Here is an 18,335-nt window from a genome sequence, read left to right on the forward strand (position 1 = left end):
CCATGCCGCATGGACGCCCTCCCACCCGTCGCGCCTGCACCTTCCTTACCTCGTGGAGAACCCCGATGTCCCGCACCCTCCTGCTTCCCTTCGCCACCGCCCTGTCCGTGTTCTCGCTGGTGGCACCCGCCCACGCGCAGCCGCGTACCCTGACCGACGAACAGAAAGCCACGCTGCAGGAACGCCTGAAAGCCGCCGACGCCAACGGCGACGGCCTGATCGACAAGGCCGAAGCCGAGGCGAAGCTGCCGCGCATTGCCAAGCGCTTCGACACCCTGGATGCGAACGGCGACGGCAAGCTCTCGCCGGACGAAATGCGCGCGGCGGGCCAGAAGCTCGCCGAGCGGCGTGGACGGTAAGGCCGCGCCATGGACGGCATACGCGCCTTCGCCGGCCTGCCACTGCTGGTATTCGCGCTGATCGCGGCGCTGGAAGCTGCGTGGCTCGCGCGGCGCGGTGTGCGTTACGACTGGAAGGGATACTGGGCTTCATTGGGCGATGCCCTTGGCCGCGTCCTGTCCGGCCTGCTGATACAGGGCGGTATCGTCGGCGTGCTGCTGTTCGCGATCTGGGAGTTCCGCCTGACCACGATCGCGATGGACCAGGCCTGGCACTGGATCGCGCTCTTCCTCGGCCAGGAACTCTGCTACTACGCGATGCACCGCGCCGACCACCGCGTGCGCTGGTTCTGGCTCAACCACTCGGTGCACCACTCGGCCACGCAGTACAACCTGTCCACCGCCTACCGGCTGGGCTGGACCGGCAAACTCACCGGCGCCGCACTGTTCTTCGGTCCCCTGGTCTGGCTGGGCTTCCCGGTGCCGTACGTGCTCGGCGCGCTGGCACTGAACCTGCTGTACCAGTTCTGGCTGCATACGGAACTGGTGCCGCGCCTGCCGCGCGCCATCGAGTTCGTGTTCAACACGCCGTCCCACCACCGCGTGCACCACGCCAGCAATCCCGAGTATCTGGACTGCAACTACGGCGGCGTGCTGATCGTGTTCGACCGCCTGTTCGGTACCTGCCGCGAGGAACGTCAGGAGGTGCCGATCCGCTATGGCCTGGTGGATCCGGTGCACAGCTACAACCCGGTGACCATCGCCTTCCACGCCTGGGTAAAGCTGGGCCGCGACCTGCGCCGCGCGCGTGGCCTGCGGCAGGTGGGGATGACCCTGTTCGGCCCCCCCGGGTATGTCCCCGGCGATGCGTACGAAGGCCGCCCCGGCCGCTGAGAGTGGCCCGGGCCGTCGCGGCCGGCGACAATACGCGCCCCCGGCGGCCCCACGCCGCCCGCACGCCGAGCCCCATGACCGCTTTCGTTCCGCCCGACCGCATCCGCGGCCTGTTCGCCCAGGCCATGTCCGACATGTACCGCACCGAGGTGCCGCTGTACGGCGACCTGATCGAGCTGGTGGGCGAGGTCAACGCGGCGACGCTGCAGGGCGATCCCGCGCTGGCCGCGCGCCTGGCGCGCAATGCGGAAACGGAACGGCTGGACCTGGAGCGCCATGGCGCGATCCGCGTCGGCACGCCGGCCGAGCTGGCGATGCTGGGCCGCGTGTTCGCACTGATGGGCATGCACCCGGTGGGCTACTACGACCTGACCGTGGCCGGCGTGCCAGTGCACGCGACCGCGTTCCGCCCGCTGACGGAAGCCGCGCTGGCCGCCAACCCGTTCCGCATCTTCACCTCGCTGCTGCGGCTGGAACTGATCGCCGACGCCGCGCTGCGCGCCGAGGCGGAAGCGATCCTGGCCAGGCGCGACATCTTCACCGCCGGCGCGCGGGCGCTGGTGGACCAGGCCGAACGCGACGGCGGATTGAATGAAGCCGACGCGCAGCGCTTCGTCGCCGAGGTGCTGGAAACCTTCCGCTGGCACGGCGATGCCACCGTGCCGCTGGAGACCTACCGCGCGCTGCACGGCCTGCACCGCCTGGTCGCCGACGTGGTCAGTTTCCGCGGGCCGCACATCAACCACCTGACCCCGCGCACGCTCGACATCGACGCCGCGCAGGCCGCCATGCTGGCGCGCGGCATCCAGGCCAAGGCATTGATCGAAGGCCCGCCGCGCCGCGCGGTGCCGATCCTGCTGCGGCAGACCAGCTTCAAGGCGCTGGAAGAGGAAGTCGCCTTCCCCGACGCCACCGGCACGCTGGTGCCCGGCAGTCACAGCGCGCGCTTCGGCGAGATCGAACAGCGCGGCCTGGCGCTGACGCCGGCCGGCCGCGACCTCTACGACCGCCTGCTGGCGCAGGTGCGGCAGGCCGGCGGTGCAGGCAATACGTCGGCGGACTATCCACAGCGCCTGGCGGCAGCGTTCGCGGCATTCCCGGATGACGAAGCGACGCTGCGTCGCGAGGGGCTGGGCTACTTCCGTTATCGCCTGACGGAAAGCGGCGCCGCCTTGCCGGCCTCCGAGCGCACGGCGATCACGCCGGACGCGCTGGTCGATGCCGGCCACGCCGTCGTCGACCCCATCGTCTACGAGGATTTCCTGCCGGTCAGCGCGGCGGGCATCTTCCAGTCCAACCTCGGCGGCGGCGAACAGCGCGCGTACGACGCGCACGCCAACCAGGAGGCGTTCGAAGCGGCGCTGGGCAAGACGATCCACGACCCGTTCGCGCTGTACGCGCAGGCGCAGGCTGCCTCGATCGCCGCGCTGCGGAGCTGACGTAGGGCGGGCCTTGGCCCGCCGTCGCCATGCTGGACCTCGCGACGCGACTTGGAGAGCGGCGGTGTCGCCGCATCTCCACGGCACTCGACGCGTGCGATGGTGGGCCAAGGCCCACCCTACGAAGGTTCGCGAGGCGAGCCCAATCCGTGAAACCCGCTTCGCACCGACACCCGCTGTTCCACACAACATTTGGTGTTGACGCGTCCGGTACCCCCCACTATCTTGTGGCCGTCGGTTCCGGTGGCCGCAAGCCACGGGATTAAAACGGGAAGCCGGTGACGCGTTCGCGCCACTCCGGCACTGCCCCGCAGCGGTAATTGGGAACGAACCCGCCACCAGCACTGGGGCCTTGCCCCGGGAAGCGGCGGACGTAGGAAGAAGGCTCGCCCTTCGCGCCCATGAGTCCGAAGACCTGCCGACAGCCGCGCGTAGCACACCGCGCGGTGCCGGCCGCGGAATCTCCGGGGGGAGAGGGCTGGTGACGCAGGGGACGCCGGCCTTCGGTCCGCACGATCTCGCTCCCTGCGACGCCGCTTCCCCACTGTGATGCTCCATCCGGCGTTGCGCAGCCCCGCGAGGGACGGGCCGCCGCGTGCACCACGCATGGAGGATTTCTCGTGACCCAGACCGACACCGCCGTCGCCGTCGCCGACGCCGGCACCACCCCGTCCCAGAAGGACGCGTTCTCGCTGACCCCGCCGCCCACCGCCACCGCGATGAGCGTGACCAAGCGCAATGGCGGCCGCGAACCGGTGGACCTCAACAAGATCGTGCGCGCGGTGCAGCGCAACTGCGAAGGCCTGCACGCCATCGACCCGATGCGCGTGGCCACCCGCACCATCTCCGGCCTGTACGACGGCGCCAGCACGCGCGAACTGGACGAACTGTCGATCCGCACCGCCGCGCTGCTGACCGGCGAGGAGCCCGAATACAGCCGACTGGCCGCGCGCCTGCTGGCCGGCTACATCGTCAAGGAAGTCACCGGCCAGGAGATCCACGCGTTCTCGCAGTCGGTCACCCGCGGCCACGAGGTCGGCCTGATCAACGACCGCCTGCTGAACTTCGTGCAGACCAACGCGCGCAAGCTCAACGACGCGCTGGACGCGTCGCTCGACCTGCACTTCGACTACTTCGGCTTGCGCACGCTGTACGACCGCTACCTGCTGCGCCATCCGCACACGCGCAAGGTGATCGAGACGCCGCAGCAGTTCTTCCTGCGCATCGCCTGCGCGCTGAGCGAGGACGTGCCGGAAGCGCTGGCGCTGTACCGCCGGATGGGCAACCTGGACTACCTGCCCAGCTCGCCGACGCTGTTCAACAGCGGCACCACGCACGAGCAGCTGTCCTCATGCTTCCTGCTGGACTCGCCGCAGGACACGCTGGAATCCATCTACGCCAAGTACGGCGACATCGCGCAGCTGAGCAAGTTCAGCGGCGGCATCGGCGTGAGCTACACGCGCGTGCGTTCGCGCGGTTCGCTGATCAAGTCCACCAACGGCCACAGCAACGGCATCGTGCCGTGGCTGAAGACGCTCGATTCCTCGGTCGCGGCGGTCAACCAGGGCGGCAAGCGCAAGGGCGCGGCCTGCGTGTACCTGGAAACCTGGCACGCCGACATCGAGGATTTCCTGGAACTGCGCGACAACACCGGCGACGAAGCGCGCCGCACGCACAACCTCAACCTGGCCAACTGGGTACCGGACCTGTTCATGAAGCGCGTCGAGGCCGACCAGGAATGGTCGCTGTTCGACCCGCGCGTGACGCCGGAACTGACCGACCTGTACGGCGATGCGTTCGAGCGGGCGTACACGCAGGCGGAAACGCAGGGCAAGGCGGTCAAGACGATCTCCGCCCGCAAGCTGTACGGCCGGATGATGCGCACGCTGGCCGAGACCGGCAACGGCTGGATGACGTTCAAGGACAAGTGCAACGCCGCCAGCAACCAGACCCTGCGCGCCGGCAACGTCATCCACCTGTCGAACCTGTGCACCGAGATCCTGGAAGTCACCTCGGCCGAAGAGACCGCGGTGTGCAACCTGGGCTCGATCAACCTGGGCCGCCACTTCGATGACGATGGCTGGTTCGATTTCGACAAGCTGGCCGAAACCGTGCGCCTGGCCGTGCGCCAGCTGGACCGCGTGATCGACCTGAACTTCTATCCGATCGAGACCGCGCGCCGCGGCAACCTGCGCTGGCGCCCGGTCGGCCTGGGCTGCATGGGCCTGCAGGACGTGTTCTTCAAACTGCGCCTGCCGTTCGACAGCGCCGAGGCGCGCGCGCTGTCGGCGAAGATCGCCGAGACCATCTACTTCCATGCGCTGGAAACGTCGGTGGAACTGGCGCAGGAGCGCGGCCGCCATCCGTCGTTCGCCGACACCAGCGCCGCCAACGGCGAACTGCAGTTCGACGCCTGGAACATCGTCCCCGAGAACGCGGAGCGCTGGGACGCCCTGCGCGCGCGCATCAAGGAGCATGGCCTGCGCAATTCGCTGCTGATCGCGATCGCGCCGACCGCGACCATCGCCTCGATCGCCGGCTGCTACGAGTGCGTGGAGCCGCAGGTGTCCAACCTGTTCAAGCGCGAGACGCTGTCGGGCGACTTCCTGCAGGTCAACCGCTACCTGGTGGACGAACTGAAGAAGCTCGGCCTGTGGACACCGGAGACGCGCGATGCGATCAAGCTGGCCGAAGGCTCCATCCAGGGCATCGCGCAGATCCCGGACACGCTGCAGCAGGTCTATCGCACCGCATGGGAAATCCCGATGCGCTCGCTGATCGACATGGCCGCCGGCCGTGGCGCCTTCATCGACCAGTCGGCCTCGCTCAACCTGTTCATGGAAAGCCCGAACATCGGCGCGATGTCGTCCATGTACATGTACGCGTGGAAGCAGGGCATCAAGACCACCTACTACCTGCGTTCGCGCCCGGCCACCCGGATCGCCAAGACCACGGTCAGCAGCGCCACGACCGCCGCGCCGAAGCGCGACTACACGCCGACCGAGGCCATCGCCTGCTCGCTGGAGAACCCGGAAGCCTGCGAGGCGTGCCAGTAACCGCACCCCTGCGTCGGCTCCGGCCGACGGACCCTGGAACCGGAACACGGATGTTCCCGGCGCATGGAGGCGCCAACTTCAAATGTGTAGCCCCCTCCTCCGCTTGCGGGGGAGGGTTGGGGTGGGGGCAAGGCCGAAGCCGCTGACGCAGAACCGATCTGTTCCAACCGGTGACATCGCTTTCCTTCCCCACCCTCCAAGCGAACACACACCCGTATTTCGCTCGCCCCCATCCCAGCCTTCCCCCGCACGCGGGGGAAGGCGCCGAACAGGAACACCGCACCATGTCCGCACAACCCAAGCAGATGCTGCTCGATCCCGGCTTTGAACTGACGTTGCGCCCGATGCGCTATCCGCAGTTCTACGACATGTACCGCGACGCCATCAAGAACACGTGGACGGTGGAGGAGATCAACTTCCAGATCGACATCACCGACCTGCATTCCAAGATGACGCCGGCCGACCGTCACCTGATCCACCGGCTGGTCGCGTTCTTCGCCACCGGCGATTCGATCGTGTCGAACAACCTGGTGCTGAACCTGTACCAGCACCTCAATGCGCCGGAAGCGCGCATGTACCTGTCGCGCCAGCTGTACGAGGAAGCGCTGCACGTGCAGTTCTACCTGACCCTGCTGGACAACTACCTGCCCGACCCCGCCGAGCGCTTCAAGGCGTTCGCGGCGGTGGAGAACATCCCGGCGATCAAGAAGAAGGCCGACTTCTGCTTCAAGTGGATCGACAGCATCCAGGACCTGAAGCGGATCGAGACGCGCGACCAGCGCCGCCAGTTCCTGCTCAACCAGATCTGCTTCGCCGCGTGCATCGAAGGCCTGTTCTTCTTCGCCGCGTTCGCCTACGTGTACTTCTTCCGCTCGCGCGGCCTGCTGCCGGGCCTGGCCAGCGGCACCAACTGGGTGTTCCGCGACGAAAGCTGCCATATGGAGTTCGCGTTCGAGTGCGTGCGCACCGTGCGCGAGGAAGAACCGGACCTGTTCGACGACCGCATGCAGCAGCAGGTCTACGACATGCTGGAAGAGGCGATCGAGTGCGAGGTGCAGTTCGCCGAGGACGTGCTGTCCGGCGGCGTGGCCGGCATCTCGACCCGCGACATGCGCCAGTACCTGCAGCACTGCGCCGACCAGCACTTCGCCAAGCTCGGCATGCCCAAGCGCTACGACGTGCGCAACCCGCTGCCCTTCATGGAGCTGCAGGACGTGCAGGAGCTGACCAACTTCTTCGAGCGTCGCGTGTCGGCCTACCAGCTGGGCGTACAGGGCGAAGTAGGCTTCGACCACGCGTTCTGAGGCGGATCGTCTTGCTAGTTGTAGGAGCGACGTGAGTCGCGACCGCAGCAATGAAACCCTATGGCGCTGCATCGGCAGGGGTGCGCATCCGATAAGCGCTTCATTGTCCGGAGATCTCTCAGGTCTCCGGACCATTCAATCCGTGCGGTCGCGACTCACGTCGCTCCTACAGTGACCGCAGGCCTAACGGAGCTACTTCGCCTTGTGCCGGTCGAAGAAGTCGATCGGCGCCAGCACCGATTGCAGCCACTGGCTGGGACGGCCCATGCCGTGGCCTGCGCCCGGCAGGCGTACCATTTCGACCTCGACGCCGCGCAGCTTCAGCGCGCCGAACATCTGTTCGGTCTGGCTGATCGGCGTGCGGTAGTCCTGCTCGCCGGTGATCAGCATGGTCGGCGTCTTCACCTGGCCCGCCAGGCTGTAGGGTGAACGCGCGAAATAGAGATCGGGCTTGTCCCACGGCGCGGCGCCCATCCAGTGCTTCATGAAGAACGACGGCAGGTCGGCGGTGGTGACCTGGTCGGTCCAGTCCACCACCGGCCGCAACGCGACGGCCGCGCGGAACTTGTCCGGCTCCTTGCCGATGCCCCACAAGGTCAGCACGCCACCACCCGAGCCGCCGCCGATGAAGAGATTCCGGCGGTCGACATAGGGGCGGTTCGCCACCTCGTCCACGATCGACATCAGGTCGTCGTGATCCTGGCCCGGGTAGGCGTTGGTGATCGCGTTGGCGAATGCGTCGCCGTAACCGATCGAGCCGCGCGGATTCGCGAACACCACGATGTAGCCCGCTGCCGCGTAGAGGCTGTGGGTGATCGAGAAGAACGGCCCGTAGTCGGTGTTCGGCCCGCCGTGGATGTCCAGGATCAGCGGATAGCGTCTGCTCGCGCTGAAGCCGGGCGGGAACGCGATCCAGCCCTGCACCGGCAGGCCGTCGGCACGGCTGGCCACGGTCACTTCCTCGATCCGCGCGGGCGTCCTGCTATCGGCCCACGCGCGGTTGAAATCGATCGCACCGGTTTCGCCGTGGCCGCGGCTCACGCCCAGGCCGGCGGGACGGTCGGTGAAGCTGGTCGTGTAGGCGAACGTCCCCTGCGCGGCCGAAAACTGTCCGCCCGACGAGGGCAGGTAGAGGCGCGTGCCGCCGACGGCGTTGACGGCCTCGGTACGCATGCCGCTCGCCACCTCGATGGTCGCGATGCGTTGCACGCCCCGATCGTAGTACAGCGTATGGAGGGCAGCGCTGTCCTCGCGCCATGCGATGCCTGCCACCGGACGATCGAGGTCGGCGGCCAGCGCATCGATGGCCGCGCCCGTGGTCGGTGTGGTCGTCCACAACCGCGGCATGTCGTAGAAAGTGGTGGACGCCTCGCTGCCGACGAAGGCGATGCGACGGCCATCGGGCGAGACTTCCGGTGCGTATTCGCTGCCGGCGCGCGAGGTCAGCCGCTGCTTCGGCGCCTTGCCGGTGACGTCGTACAGATAGAGATCGCTTTCGAGCGGCCCGTTGATCGGGTCGACGGTATGGCTGCCGACCACATGCCTGCCATCCGGCATCCAGGCGATGCCCGTCCTGTCGATCTGGTTCGTCGCCGCGACTCATGCGCGTGACCGCGGCCGTCGCCACGTCCACCGCATAGAGATGGTTCGCGCCGGGCTTGCTCTCGCCGGCACCGTCGAAGCGCCAGAACAGGTCGGTGATGATCTTGGCGTCCGCCGCCGCCTCGGCGCCCTTCGGCTTCTCCGGCATGCCGGGGATCGAGGCGGGCTTGGCCTCTTCCCTGCCGATGAAGGCGATGCGCGATCCGTCGGGCGACCAGCGCAGCGTGCCCGGCGCCAGTTCGCCGGTCGTCACCGGTTGGCCCACGCCCTCGGCCAGCGTCATCACGAAGATTTGCGGCTTGTCGATGGACGTCGCGACGTACGCGATGCGACGGCCATCGGGCGAGAACACGGCATCGCGCGGACCGACGTCGCGCGCCACCAGCAAGCGCCTGTCGACGATCGCGCCCCGGTCGTCCAGATGGGCGAGCCACAGCTCGCCTGTGCGGCGGTCCTGCGCGCGGTCGAACGCGGCCCGGGTGAACAGTACGCGCTTGCCGTCCGAGGCGACGACCGGGTTGGTTACCATCGATAGCCGGTAGATGTCCTCGGCCTGGATGGCCTCCTTGGCGGAGAGGGGAGCGAGGGGCAGGAAGGCGAGCGTCGCGACGAGCGCGGAAAGGGCGTAGGGCTTCATGCCTGAAGACTAACCGTGGGCGAGCGGGCCGTGCAATGCGACGCTGGTCGATGGCCTGTGCGGCTTCCCGTAGGAGCGACGTGAGTCGCGACCGCGAGTTCGAGCCACCTGGATGTCGGATGGATCGGTTATCGATGCGCATCGTTCGTCTCCGCTCCGCCTGGCACTGCGAGCACGTCTTTGTCGCGGTCGCGACTCACGTCGCTCCTACACCAACCCACAACATCCCCGCGCTATCCTGACGCTGGGAGTACGCATACCGGAGCTTCACCATGACCGATCTGCCCAACGCCGAGGCGCGTCCCACCGAGGCACGCCTGCTGCACATGGTCTTTCCCGACCACACCAACCACCTGGGCACGCTGTTCGGCGGGCAGGCGCTGGCGTGGATGGACATGTCGGCCTTCATCGCGGCCTCGCGCTATGCGCGCACCACGGTGGTCACCGCGCGCTCGGAGCAGGTGGACTTCAACCAGCCGATCCACAAGGGCGATCTGGTCGAAGTGGTGGCGCGCATCGTCAAGGTCGGCCGCAGCTCGATGAGCGTGGACGTCGACGTCATCACCGAAGACCTGATCAGCGGTGAGCGCAAGCTGTGCACGCGCGGCCACTTCGTGATGATCGCGCTGGATCCGCTGGGGCGGCCGACGCCGGCGCCGCCGTTGCCGCCGGCCACGCAGGCCTGACCGCTTTTCCCCCATTGGCGGCCCCCGTTCCCACACGTTAGTGTCGGCGCGGGGACGTTTGCCGCGCCCGGGCGGCACCAACACAGGGGTTGAACATGCGTTGTTTCGCAATGCTGGCGCTGGCCGTCGGCGGCGTGTTGCCGGGCTTGGCGCATGCACAGGCCGCACCCGCTCGGCAGCAGGGCTTCGCGTTCTGCACGGTCAGCGACACTAGCCACGCACAAGCCACCATCTGGGCATCGCCGGTCGTCACGGTGGCGTACGGTGCCGAAGATCCCGGCGGCTTCCGCCGCAGCATGGAACTGGCAAGCGAATTCCTTGCCCACGTCGGCACGCTGGGTGGCCGCGGCGACAAGGGCTGTTCGATGTCCACCACGCCGGCGGAGGCGGCCGCCCTGCGCGAAGAACAGCGCGCGATCTGGGACAAGCGCGTCTACTTCGTGAAGATCGGCGACTGGCGCGAGACCACATGGACGCCCGCGCCCTTCGCGCCAGTCGCGGAGGTCGCCAGCGCGGCGCCGGTGACACGCCACTTCCTCTGCCAGGCCACGCAGACCGACATTCCCGACCGTAGCGATCGCAGCCGCACCGTCACCAGCGGTGTGTTCACGATGCCGGTACCGGGCACGCGCACGCAGGAGGCGATGTACCAACAGGCATCCGCCTACGGCATCGAGTTCCAGTCGGTCGTCCAGGCGCACGGCTTGCCGGTACAGGGCAGCTGCATGCCCTACGACACGGCAGGGGAGGCGCAGTACGCGTACCAGCAGCTCGTGCGGTTCTCGAAAAGCTTCAACATGAAGTATTCCGAGGTTGCATGGCTCCCCCGCGGACAACCCGCGACGACCGTCATGGCGGCCACGACCCCGACGCCGGCGGCGACAGCGCCCGCGAACAGGGGGACGCTGGGCGTACGCATCGACGCCGTCTCGCCCGAACTGGCGCAGGGCCTCGGACTACCGTCCACGCAGTGTGCATGGGTCGTCGAGGTGCTGCCCGGCAGCGCGGCGATGCAGGCCGGCGTCAAGCCGATGGATGTGGTGGTGGAGATCGCAGGTGAAGCGGTGGTCTCGCCCGCCGATCTGCCGGGCGCGGTCGGCCGGCTGCAACCGGGAGTCGGGACGACGCTGCGCGTCTGGCGCGAGCGTCGCATGCAGGACCTCGTGGTCACGCTGCCTGGCCGCGCCGCGCACGACGATACCCCGGCGCCAGCGACGCCACAGGTTGCCGTGGCCGACACGACACCGACGGTGACGGCCGCAGCCCCCGATCATTATTACTGCGTCGCCCAGGTGTCCACGACGCGCGCGCCACCGATCGTGCTGCATGCGCCCGTCCGCCAGTTCGCGGGTGCGCCAGCCGATACGGGCGCGCTCGCGTCGACCCTGACGAAGCTGCTGGGAACCGTGCAGGCCAGCGGATCGGGCTGGAGGGCGTTCGACGGGGTGAAGTGCTTCCCGAACGATGCCGTCTTCCCCGGCGAAACCTTCTGCTTCGCCACCGCCATCAAGCGCCTGCGCAACATCACCCAGCTCGGCGCCCTGTTCTGCAACGCCTCGCGTGAGCAGACCGAACGCCGTTGGCAGGACATGCAGAACGCCGCTGGCGCGGTGGCGACACCGCTGGCCTGGCCCTGATCGCACGAGGCGGGCACCCGTCCCCCTCGTATCCATCACGCGTTCCGATTTCCGGGCGAAGGGCTGCATCCGGTACACGCTATCGCGAGTGCGGGCATGGCAATGGCGGGCGTGATCCCGCCCTACGGATCTATCGCGATGCCTGCCTCGTCGAGCGCCGCCCTTGCCGATGCATCGCCCGAAGGCGTGACCGGTCGTGTGAGACCCCACAGGAACCGCACGCGGAAGCCCGCGGCTGCCGCATCCTGCGCCGACCACAGCACGCAGTAGTCGCGCGCCAGGCCGCAGACGTGGACCTCCTCGATGCCCCGGGCCCGCAACCAGGCGGCCAGGCCGGTGCTCGGCCGGGTGCCGTCCGGTCCGTGGTTCTCCTGGAAGGCGCTGTACGAATCCACCTGCGGTCGCGTGCCCTTGCGCAGCATCAGATCGACCGGTGTCCAGTCCACGCCTTCCGCGAGCGCCGCGCCGGACGTGCCCTGCACGCAATGGTCGGGCCACAGCACCTGCGGTTGCCCGTGCAGGGAGATCGTGTCGAACGGCGAACGACCCGCATGGCTCGAGGCGAATGACGCATGCCCCGGCGGGTGCCAGTCCTGCGTCGCGACGACGGTCGCATAGTGGCGCGACGCAAGCAGCGCGGCGATGCCCGGCACGATGGCGGCGCCGTCGTGGCAGGCGAGCGCGCCGCCCGGCATGAAGTCGGGCTGCAGGTCGATGACCAGCAGGGCGATGGAGGGAGCGAACGACGTCGGCATGGCGGCAGGGAAGATCGGGAGCGGCGGCATGCAGCCTAGCAGCCGTCGCTCCCGATTGCCCTGCCTTCGCGCAAGGTACGGCGTGTCGATTCGCTGCCGTTACGCCGCGCGCACCAGTCCGTTGCGCATCGCCTGCGCTGCCGCGACCATCCGCGTCAGCGCTTCGCGCACTTCCGGCCAGCCGCGCGTCTTCAGTCCGCAGTCCGGGTTCACCCAGATCTGCTCGGGCGCCAGCACCGCGCGCGCCTTCTCCAGCAGGCCGATCATCTCCCCGCCGGTGGGAATGCGCGGCGAGTGGATGTCGTACACGCCGGGCCCGATCTCGTTGGGATAGCGGAACTTCACGAACGCCTCCAGCAGTTCCATCCGCGAGCGCGAGGTTTCTATCGAGATCACGTCGGCGTCCATCGCCGCCACCGCGTCGATGATGTCGTTGAACTCGGAGTAGCACATGTGGGTGTGCACCTGGGTGTCGTCGGCCACGCCGGCCGCGCTGATGCGGAAGCATTCGACCGCCCAGTCCAGATACGCCTGCCAGTCGGCGCGACGCAGCGGCAGGCCTTCGCGCAACGCCGGCTCGTCGATCTGGATGACGCGGATGCCGGCCGCTTCCAGGTCCAGCACTTCGTCGCGCAACGCGAGCGCGATCTGCCGGCAGGTCTGCGCCCGCGCCTGGTCGTCGCGCACGAACGACCACTGCAGCACCGTCACCGGGCCGGTCAGCATGCCCTTCATCGGCCGGTCGGTCAGCGACTGCGCGTACTGCGACCAGCGCACCGTCATCGGCGCGGGACGCGATACGTCGCCGTAGATCACCGGCGGCTTCACGCAGCGCGAGCCGTAGCTCTGTACCCAACCATTCCCGGTGAAGGCGAAGCCGTCGAGCTGTTCGCCGAAGTACTCCACCATGTCGTTGCGCTCGAACTCGCCGTGCACCAGCACGTCGATGCCGATCTCCTCCTGGAAGCGCACGCAGCGTTCGGTCTCTTCGCGCAGGAACGCATCGTAGTCGGCGTCGGACAGCTTGCCGCGCTTGTTGCGTGCCCGCGCCTCCCGGACGTCATGCGTCTGCGGGAACGAGCCGATGGTGGTGGTGGGATACGCGGGCAGACGGAGCAGCGCGGCCTGCGCAAGACGACGCTGCGCGTACGGCGAGTCGCGATCGATGTCGCCCGCCTCGGGCGAGGCCAGGCGCGCGGCGACGCCGGGACGATGCACGCGCGCGGACTGCCGACGCGATTCGATGCGGTCGCGCGCGAGTGCGAGGTCGGCATCGGCACCGCGCGGGTCGCGTAGCGCATCGGCGAGCAGCCGCAGCTCCTCGATTTTCTGCCGCGCGAAGGCCAGCCACGACTTGAGGTCCGACGGCAGCGTCCTCTCGCCGGTGACATCGACCGGCACGTGCAGCAGCGAGCACGACGGCGACAGCCACAAGGCATGGGCGCCCACATGGCCCTGCGCGTACTTCGCGAGAATCAGGGCGTTGTCGAGATTCGTGCGCCAGATGTTGCGGCCGTCCACCAGGCCCGCAGACAATACGCGCCCCTTCGGCAGCTGCTTCAGTACCTCGTCGAGTTGCTCCTTGCCGCGCACCAGGTCGACATGCAGGCCGTCCACCGGCAATGCGCACGCCAGCGGCAGGTTGTCGCCGAGGCGGCCGAAGTACGTGGCCAGCATCAGCGACGGTCGCACGCCTTTCGCCAGCGTCGCGTACGCCTTCAGATACGCCGCGCGCGCCGCGTCATCGAGGTCGAGCACCAGGCAAGGCTCGTCGATCTGCACCCATGCCGCCCCGGCGGCGTGCAGCGTCGCCAGCAGCTCGGCATAGACGGGCAGCAACCGGTCGAGCAGTGCGAGACGGTCGCTGCCGTCCACGCTCTTCGCCAGCAGCAGGAAGCTCACCGGCCCGAGCAGCACCGGACGGGCGGCGTTGCCCGCGGCACGCGCTTCCAGGAATTCCGCCACCGGCTTGTCGCCGCGCAGGCGGAACGTCTGCCCGGCGTGCAGTTCCGGCACCAGGTAGTGGTAGTTGGTGTCGAACCACTTGGTCATTTCCAGCGCGCGCAGGTCGGTCCCGTCGCGCTGCACGCCGCGCGCGAGCGCGAAGTAACCAGCCAGCGGATCGGCGTCCGCCAGCGCGCGATACGCGTCGGGAATCGCATCGAACAGAAAGGCGGTGTCGAGCACGTGGTCGTACAGCGCGAAGTCGTTGCACGGCACGACGTCGGCGCCGGCCTCGCGTTGCAACTGCCAGTGGCGATGGCGCAGGTCGCGCGCGGTGTGCTGCAGGTCTTCGGCAGTGGTGTCGCCGCGCCAGTAACTTTCCAGGGCGGCCTTCAGTTCGCGCTTCGCGCCGATGCGCGGGAAGCCGAGGGTGGTAACGGTGGTCATGGTGCGTGTCCTCATGCGTGGCGGATGAGGAACGAAGGAACCGCGCGCCGGACCGCAGCCCGCCACGCCAGCGACCTTCGCCCCCGCGGGCGAGCCGGAGTGCCGAAGTCGGGCGCAGGAGGACGCGTCCGGGCAGGCTTGCGCGGACACGGGCTCCGGCCACCTCCCCTCGGAAGCTCCAGGTCAGTCGGAAGACGGTCGTGTCCTCCGGCCAGGGCAGGTCTTCGGGCTCATGGGCTTGAGGCGAGGCGCCTCACCTACCCGCCGCTTCCCGAGGCAGAACCTCAGTGCTGTGTGGCGGGGTCGTTCCCAAATACCGCTGCGGGGCAGCGCCGGAATAGGCCCATCGAACAGGCCGCACCGGCTTCCCTTTTAATTCCATCGCTTCATTCGGATGAAGCGATGGAAACCTTGGCGGTGCGCACGTTACGCCCGGGACGCGAGGGCGTCAAGCAGTAGCGCGGCGCGGCTCAGAATCCGCTGGCAGTGACATTGCAGGTCAGGCCGATGGTGACGACACCGCCGTTGGGGAGCGCGGGAATGGCGACACCCGACTGCAGACCGCTGGCCGTCAGCGATGCGGGACACGCGGCGCTGCCCGTCGCCGAGCACGTCGGTGCGGGCAGCCCCGCCGCGGCGCAGTCCAGTCCCGCCACGGCCGGATCCCTCACGACCGCGCCATGCGCGGCAGCCGGTCCCTCGTTGGTCACCACGAGCGTGAACGCCACTTGCCCACCCGAGGCCGCGATGGAAGGTAATGCGCTCTTCTCGATCCGCACGTCGGCCTGGTTGCTGTCGTCGTTATGGATCGTGCAGGTCGCGGCGTCACCGGCGGCCAGGGTGATGCTGTTGCCCGACACCGCCGCGCCGCCGTTGATCGCACAGCTGTAGAGGCTGGCGACGTAGCCGGTCGGCGTGGCGCTCTCCGACAGCGTGTACGTGCCCGGCTCCACCACGGCACTGGTCACGGCCGCCGTGCCGGTGGCACCACTGATAGCGGTCGGACCTGCCGCCGACAGCGTCCACGCCGCCGCCGGCTGCGTGCCGCCGTTGTCGTTGGTTACCGTCTTGACCAGCGTCAGCCGGGCCGGGTTGTCGTTGTTGTTGATGGTGCAGATTGCCGTGTCGCCCGCCGCCAGCACGATGCTGTTGCCCGACACCGCCGCGCCGCCGTTGACGGCACAACGGTAGGGCGTGGACGAATAGCCTGCGGGCAGCGCGCTTTCCGACAGCGTGTACATGCCGGGACTCACCGCGGCATTGGTCACCGCGGCCGAGCCGGTCGCACCGGTGATAGTGGTGGGGCCCGTGGCGCTCAACGTCCACGCGGTCGGCAACTGGGTGCCGCCATCGTCGTTGGTCACCGTCTTGATCAACGTGAGCCGCGGACCAGCGGTGTTGGTAAAGGTGCAGGTGATGGCCGTGGCGGTGTTGCCGATGGTGATCGTGCCGCTGAGCGCATTGGCCGTGTAGTTGAGCGTGCTACCGGTGCCGGTGTTGCCGGTACAGGTCAGTGCCTTGGTATAGCCCGTCGCCGTACCCGTGGTGAAGAGTTCGGTGATGGTGTAGGTACGCCCGGCCACCACACCGTAAGGTGTCGTGCCGGTATCCGTTTCGTTCGCCGTGTTCGCTACGGCATTCAGGGTCGCGCCACCATTCGGTGCGGGCGAGCCGGTCAAGGTAAGCCTCACCGCATCGTTGACCGTGGCATTGGCCCAGGTCTTCTGCAGCGTGAGCGGAATGACCAGTGTGTTGGTGTCGCTGGCGGTGTTGTTGCTCGTATCGCCGTCGGTATAGCCCGACGGCGCCGTGACCGTCGCCGTGTTCGTCACACTGCCCGCGGCCCCGGTCCCTGCCGTGGCGGTGACGCTGAAGCTCAGGCTGCCGCCGGGCGGGAAGGAGGAGATGGTGGCACCACTTTCCAGCGAGGCGATCGTCAGGCCCGACGGGCACACCGCGCCATCCGAGGCCGTACAGCTGACGGCTGTCTTGGTCAGGCCCGTAGCAGCTGGATCCCGCACCACCGCGCCGTCGGCGTAGGCCCTGATGCCATCGTAGTCATTGTTGGTCACCACGATGGTGTAGGTGGTGCTGGCACCCGGCAGCATTGAAGTGATGCCATCGGTCTTGGTAATGGACAGATCCAGGATCGCGTGGCGGATGGTGTAGCCAAGCCACATGCCGCCGGTGGTGCCGGAGGGCGCGCGCGCGGTCATCGCGGGCGCGCCGCTCCCCACGCCACTGGTCGTCCATCGATAGACGGTACTGAAGCCATCCGGCTCGGTACCTCCCAACCATGTGCCGGTGTTGGCGTTGAGCACCGACGGAGTGAGTACGTCGGTGGATCCGCTCCTGGCTGCAAAACCGTGCTGACTGCTGCTTGAGGAGTAACCGTTCCAGCCGAACTGCAGCAGGCCATCGCCGGTGTCCGGCTCTTGCCCCCAGTCGTAGGCTGTTGCCGCGCCTCCCATGGGACAGACCCAGTTGCTGCTGGCCGCGCCGCCGAAATAGGTGCCCAGCGATGTGCCGCCGCACGTGTCAAACGCAAGCGCCGAACGCACCACGCCATTGTCCTCGCCTGCGTCCCAGCGCTGGTGGACATGGTTGAACTGCAATGCGGAGAGCAACGCCTCGTCACCCGCGCGTCGGGGGGCATTCAAACCGGACGTCGGCAGGGTGATGGTCAACGTGCCCGCGCCCGTACCGCCCAGCAAGCTGCGCAACTGGTGCTCGTAGAGCACGATGGCGTATGTCTCCGCCGAAAATACGGTTTCGGGAATGTCGAAGGCCGTCAGGGACCGGTGGAGATAGGCGAAGTACAGGTCGCCCTCGCTGCTTCCCACCGGATTCTGCAGTGTCAGAGAGCCGCCCGCGCCGGCGACCCTGAAGGTGACCTGCGCACTGGCGCCACTGGTACTGACGAGGTTCCGTGACGCCCAGTTGACCTGCCGGCTGCAACTGTCTTCCTGGCCGATATCGCGGCTGTTGCTGCAATGCTCGCGCTCGAACGCGGCATTGATGAATACCACGCGGTTCTGCCCCGCCTGGACGTTGAAGCTCAGTGATGGCGTGCCGCTCGTACCCGAACCGGTGGCGGTTGCGCTATTGCCGTGGGAATAAGTGGCGGTCTGCGCCTGCACATTGATGGAGCCCAGCAGGCCCCCTAGCAACAACATGGCGCAGCGGGCGAATGCCAACCGCGACGATCCCGGACGCACCAGCCGGTCCGTCTGGACGCCGGAGCCACCGCTCTCCCTGCGCTTCTTCCCCTCGACACCCATCGCGATCAGCGAAGAGTCCCCGAGAGCGGTACGCATGCGTCGGCTCGCCCGTGGATGCCACCATGCAAACCGCATTCCGTCCAGGATGTATTCGGCCGCCTTTCTCATCACATTCCCCTGAAATAAGTCCCGCATCGCGTCTCGGCGACGCCCTCTCCGCTCTGGAAGTCGCGGGGAACGGTAGGGAATATCGGGATGCGGAACGGGAACAGGTCATCCACTCAAGGGGGCGGCGCCCGCACACCGCTGGACTCGATCTCTCGGATGGAATGCGGCATTCGGCTTGCACGTCATTCCGGCGACTGCCATCCGAGG

The 18,335-nt window shown here is 67.9% G+C and carries 12 protein-coding genes and 2 riboswitches; of the genes, 8 read left to right on the forward strand and 4 right to left on the reverse strand.

What is annotated here, in order from left to right; genetic code table 11:
• The first annotated feature begins 65 nt into the window (after positions 1-65).
• From AC1Q5B_RS04010 to AC1Q5B_RS04030, 5 genes are all read left to right on the forward strand, one after another.
• Positions 66-359, forward strand: a complete 294-nt coding sequence (locus AC1Q5B_RS04010) for an EF-hand domain-containing protein (RefSeq protein WP_492630432.1) — start codon at positions 66-68, stop codon at positions 357-359.
• Positions 360-368: 9 nt separating this feature from the next.
• The gene (locus AC1Q5B_RS04015) at positions 369-1,232 is read left to right on the forward strand and encodes a sterol desaturase family protein (RefSeq protein WP_492630433.1); all 864 of its coding nucleotides are present in this window, start codon (positions 369-371) and stop codon (positions 1,230-1,232) included.
• A gap of 74 nt (positions 1,233-1,306) precedes the next feature.
• A complete protein-coding gene (gene hglS, locus AC1Q5B_RS04020) occupies positions 1,307-2,671 on the forward strand; it encodes a 2-oxoadipate dioxygenase/decarboxylase HglS (protein WP_492630434.1) in 1,365 nt (454 codons plus the stop codon).
• A gap of 218 nt (positions 2,672-2,889) precedes the next feature.
• Positions 2,890-3,108, forward strand: a riboswitch (cobalamin riboswitch).
• A gap of 282 nt (positions 3,109-3,390) precedes the next feature.
• Positions 3,391-5,727 carry a ribonucleoside-diphosphate reductase subunit alpha gene (locus tag AC1Q5B_RS04025; protein WP_492630943.1) on the forward strand — a complete coding sequence of 779 codons (2,337 nt, stop codon included), beginning with the start codon at positions 3,391-3,393 and terminating at the stop codon, positions 5,725-5,727.
• 284 nt (positions 5,728-6,011) lie between these two features.
• On the forward strand, positions 6,012-7,031 hold the full coding sequence (locus tag AC1Q5B_RS04030; protein ID WP_492630435.1) for a ribonucleotide-diphosphate reductase subunit beta: 1,020 nt from the start codon (positions 6,012-6,014) through the stop codon (positions 7,029-7,031).
• A 192-nt stretch (positions 7,032-7,223) separates the two neighbouring features.
• Here AC1Q5B_RS04030 and AC1Q5B_RS04035 read toward each other — a convergent pair whose 3' ends face one another.
• Positions 7,224-8,588 (reverse strand): S9 family peptidase, encoded by a 1,365-nt coding sequence (locus AC1Q5B_RS04035; protein WP_492630436.1) that lies wholly within the window; start codon positions 8,586-8,588, stop codon positions 7,224-7,226.
• A 143-nt stretch (positions 8,589-8,731) separates the two neighbouring features.
• On the opposite strand from AC1Q5B_RS04035, the gene AC1Q5B_RS04040 reads away from it, so the two are divergent.
• The 3 genes from AC1Q5B_RS04040 (at position 8,732) to AC1Q5B_RS04050 (ending at position 11,593) form a co-directional block, all read left to right on the forward strand.
• On the forward strand, positions 8,732-9,175 hold the full coding sequence (locus AC1Q5B_RS04040) for a hypothetical protein (protein WP_492630437.1): 444 nt from the start codon (positions 8,732-8,734) through the stop codon (positions 9,173-9,175).
• A 367-nt stretch (positions 9,176-9,542) separates the two neighbouring features.
• A complete protein-coding gene (locus AC1Q5B_RS04045; protein WP_492630438.1) occupies positions 9,543-9,956 on the forward strand; it encodes an acyl-CoA thioesterase in 414 nt (137 codons plus the stop codon).
• 95 nt (positions 9,957-10,051) lie between these two features.
• Entirely contained in the window at positions 10,052-11,593 is a 1,542-nt protein-coding gene (locus AC1Q5B_RS04050) for a S1C family serine protease (RefSeq protein WP_492630439.1), read from the forward strand.
• A 122-nt stretch (positions 11,594-11,715) separates the two neighbouring features.
• On the opposite strand, the gene AC1Q5B_RS04055 is transcribed toward AC1Q5B_RS04050, so the two are convergent.
• From AC1Q5B_RS04055 to AC1Q5B_RS04065, 3 genes are all read right to left on the reverse strand, one after another.
• Entirely contained in the window at positions 11,716-12,378 is a 663-nt protein-coding gene (locus tag AC1Q5B_RS04055) for a nicotinamidase (RefSeq protein ID WP_492630440.1), read from the reverse strand.
• 69 nt (positions 12,379-12,447) lie between these two features.
• Positions 12,448-14,739, reverse strand: coding sequence for a 5-methyltetrahydropteroyltriglutamate--homocysteine S-methyltransferase (gene metE / locus AC1Q5B_RS04060; protein WP_492630441.1), 2,292 nt, complete (start codon positions 14,737-14,739; stop codon positions 12,448-12,450).
• Between the two features lie 198 nt (positions 14,740-14,937).
• Positions 14,938-15,168: riboswitch (cobalamin riboswitch) on the reverse strand.
• A gap of 41 nt (positions 15,169-15,209) precedes the next feature.
• The gene (locus AC1Q5B_RS04065; protein WP_492630442.1) at positions 15,210-18,128 is read right to left on the reverse strand and encodes a hypothetical protein; all 2,919 of its coding nucleotides are present in this window, start codon (positions 18,126-18,128) and stop codon (positions 15,210-15,212) included.
• Between the last annotated feature and the right edge of the window lie 207 nt (positions 18,129-18,335).

It is taken from the genome of Pseudoxanthomonas sp. GW835-FHT14C01, from assembly GCF_058793715.1.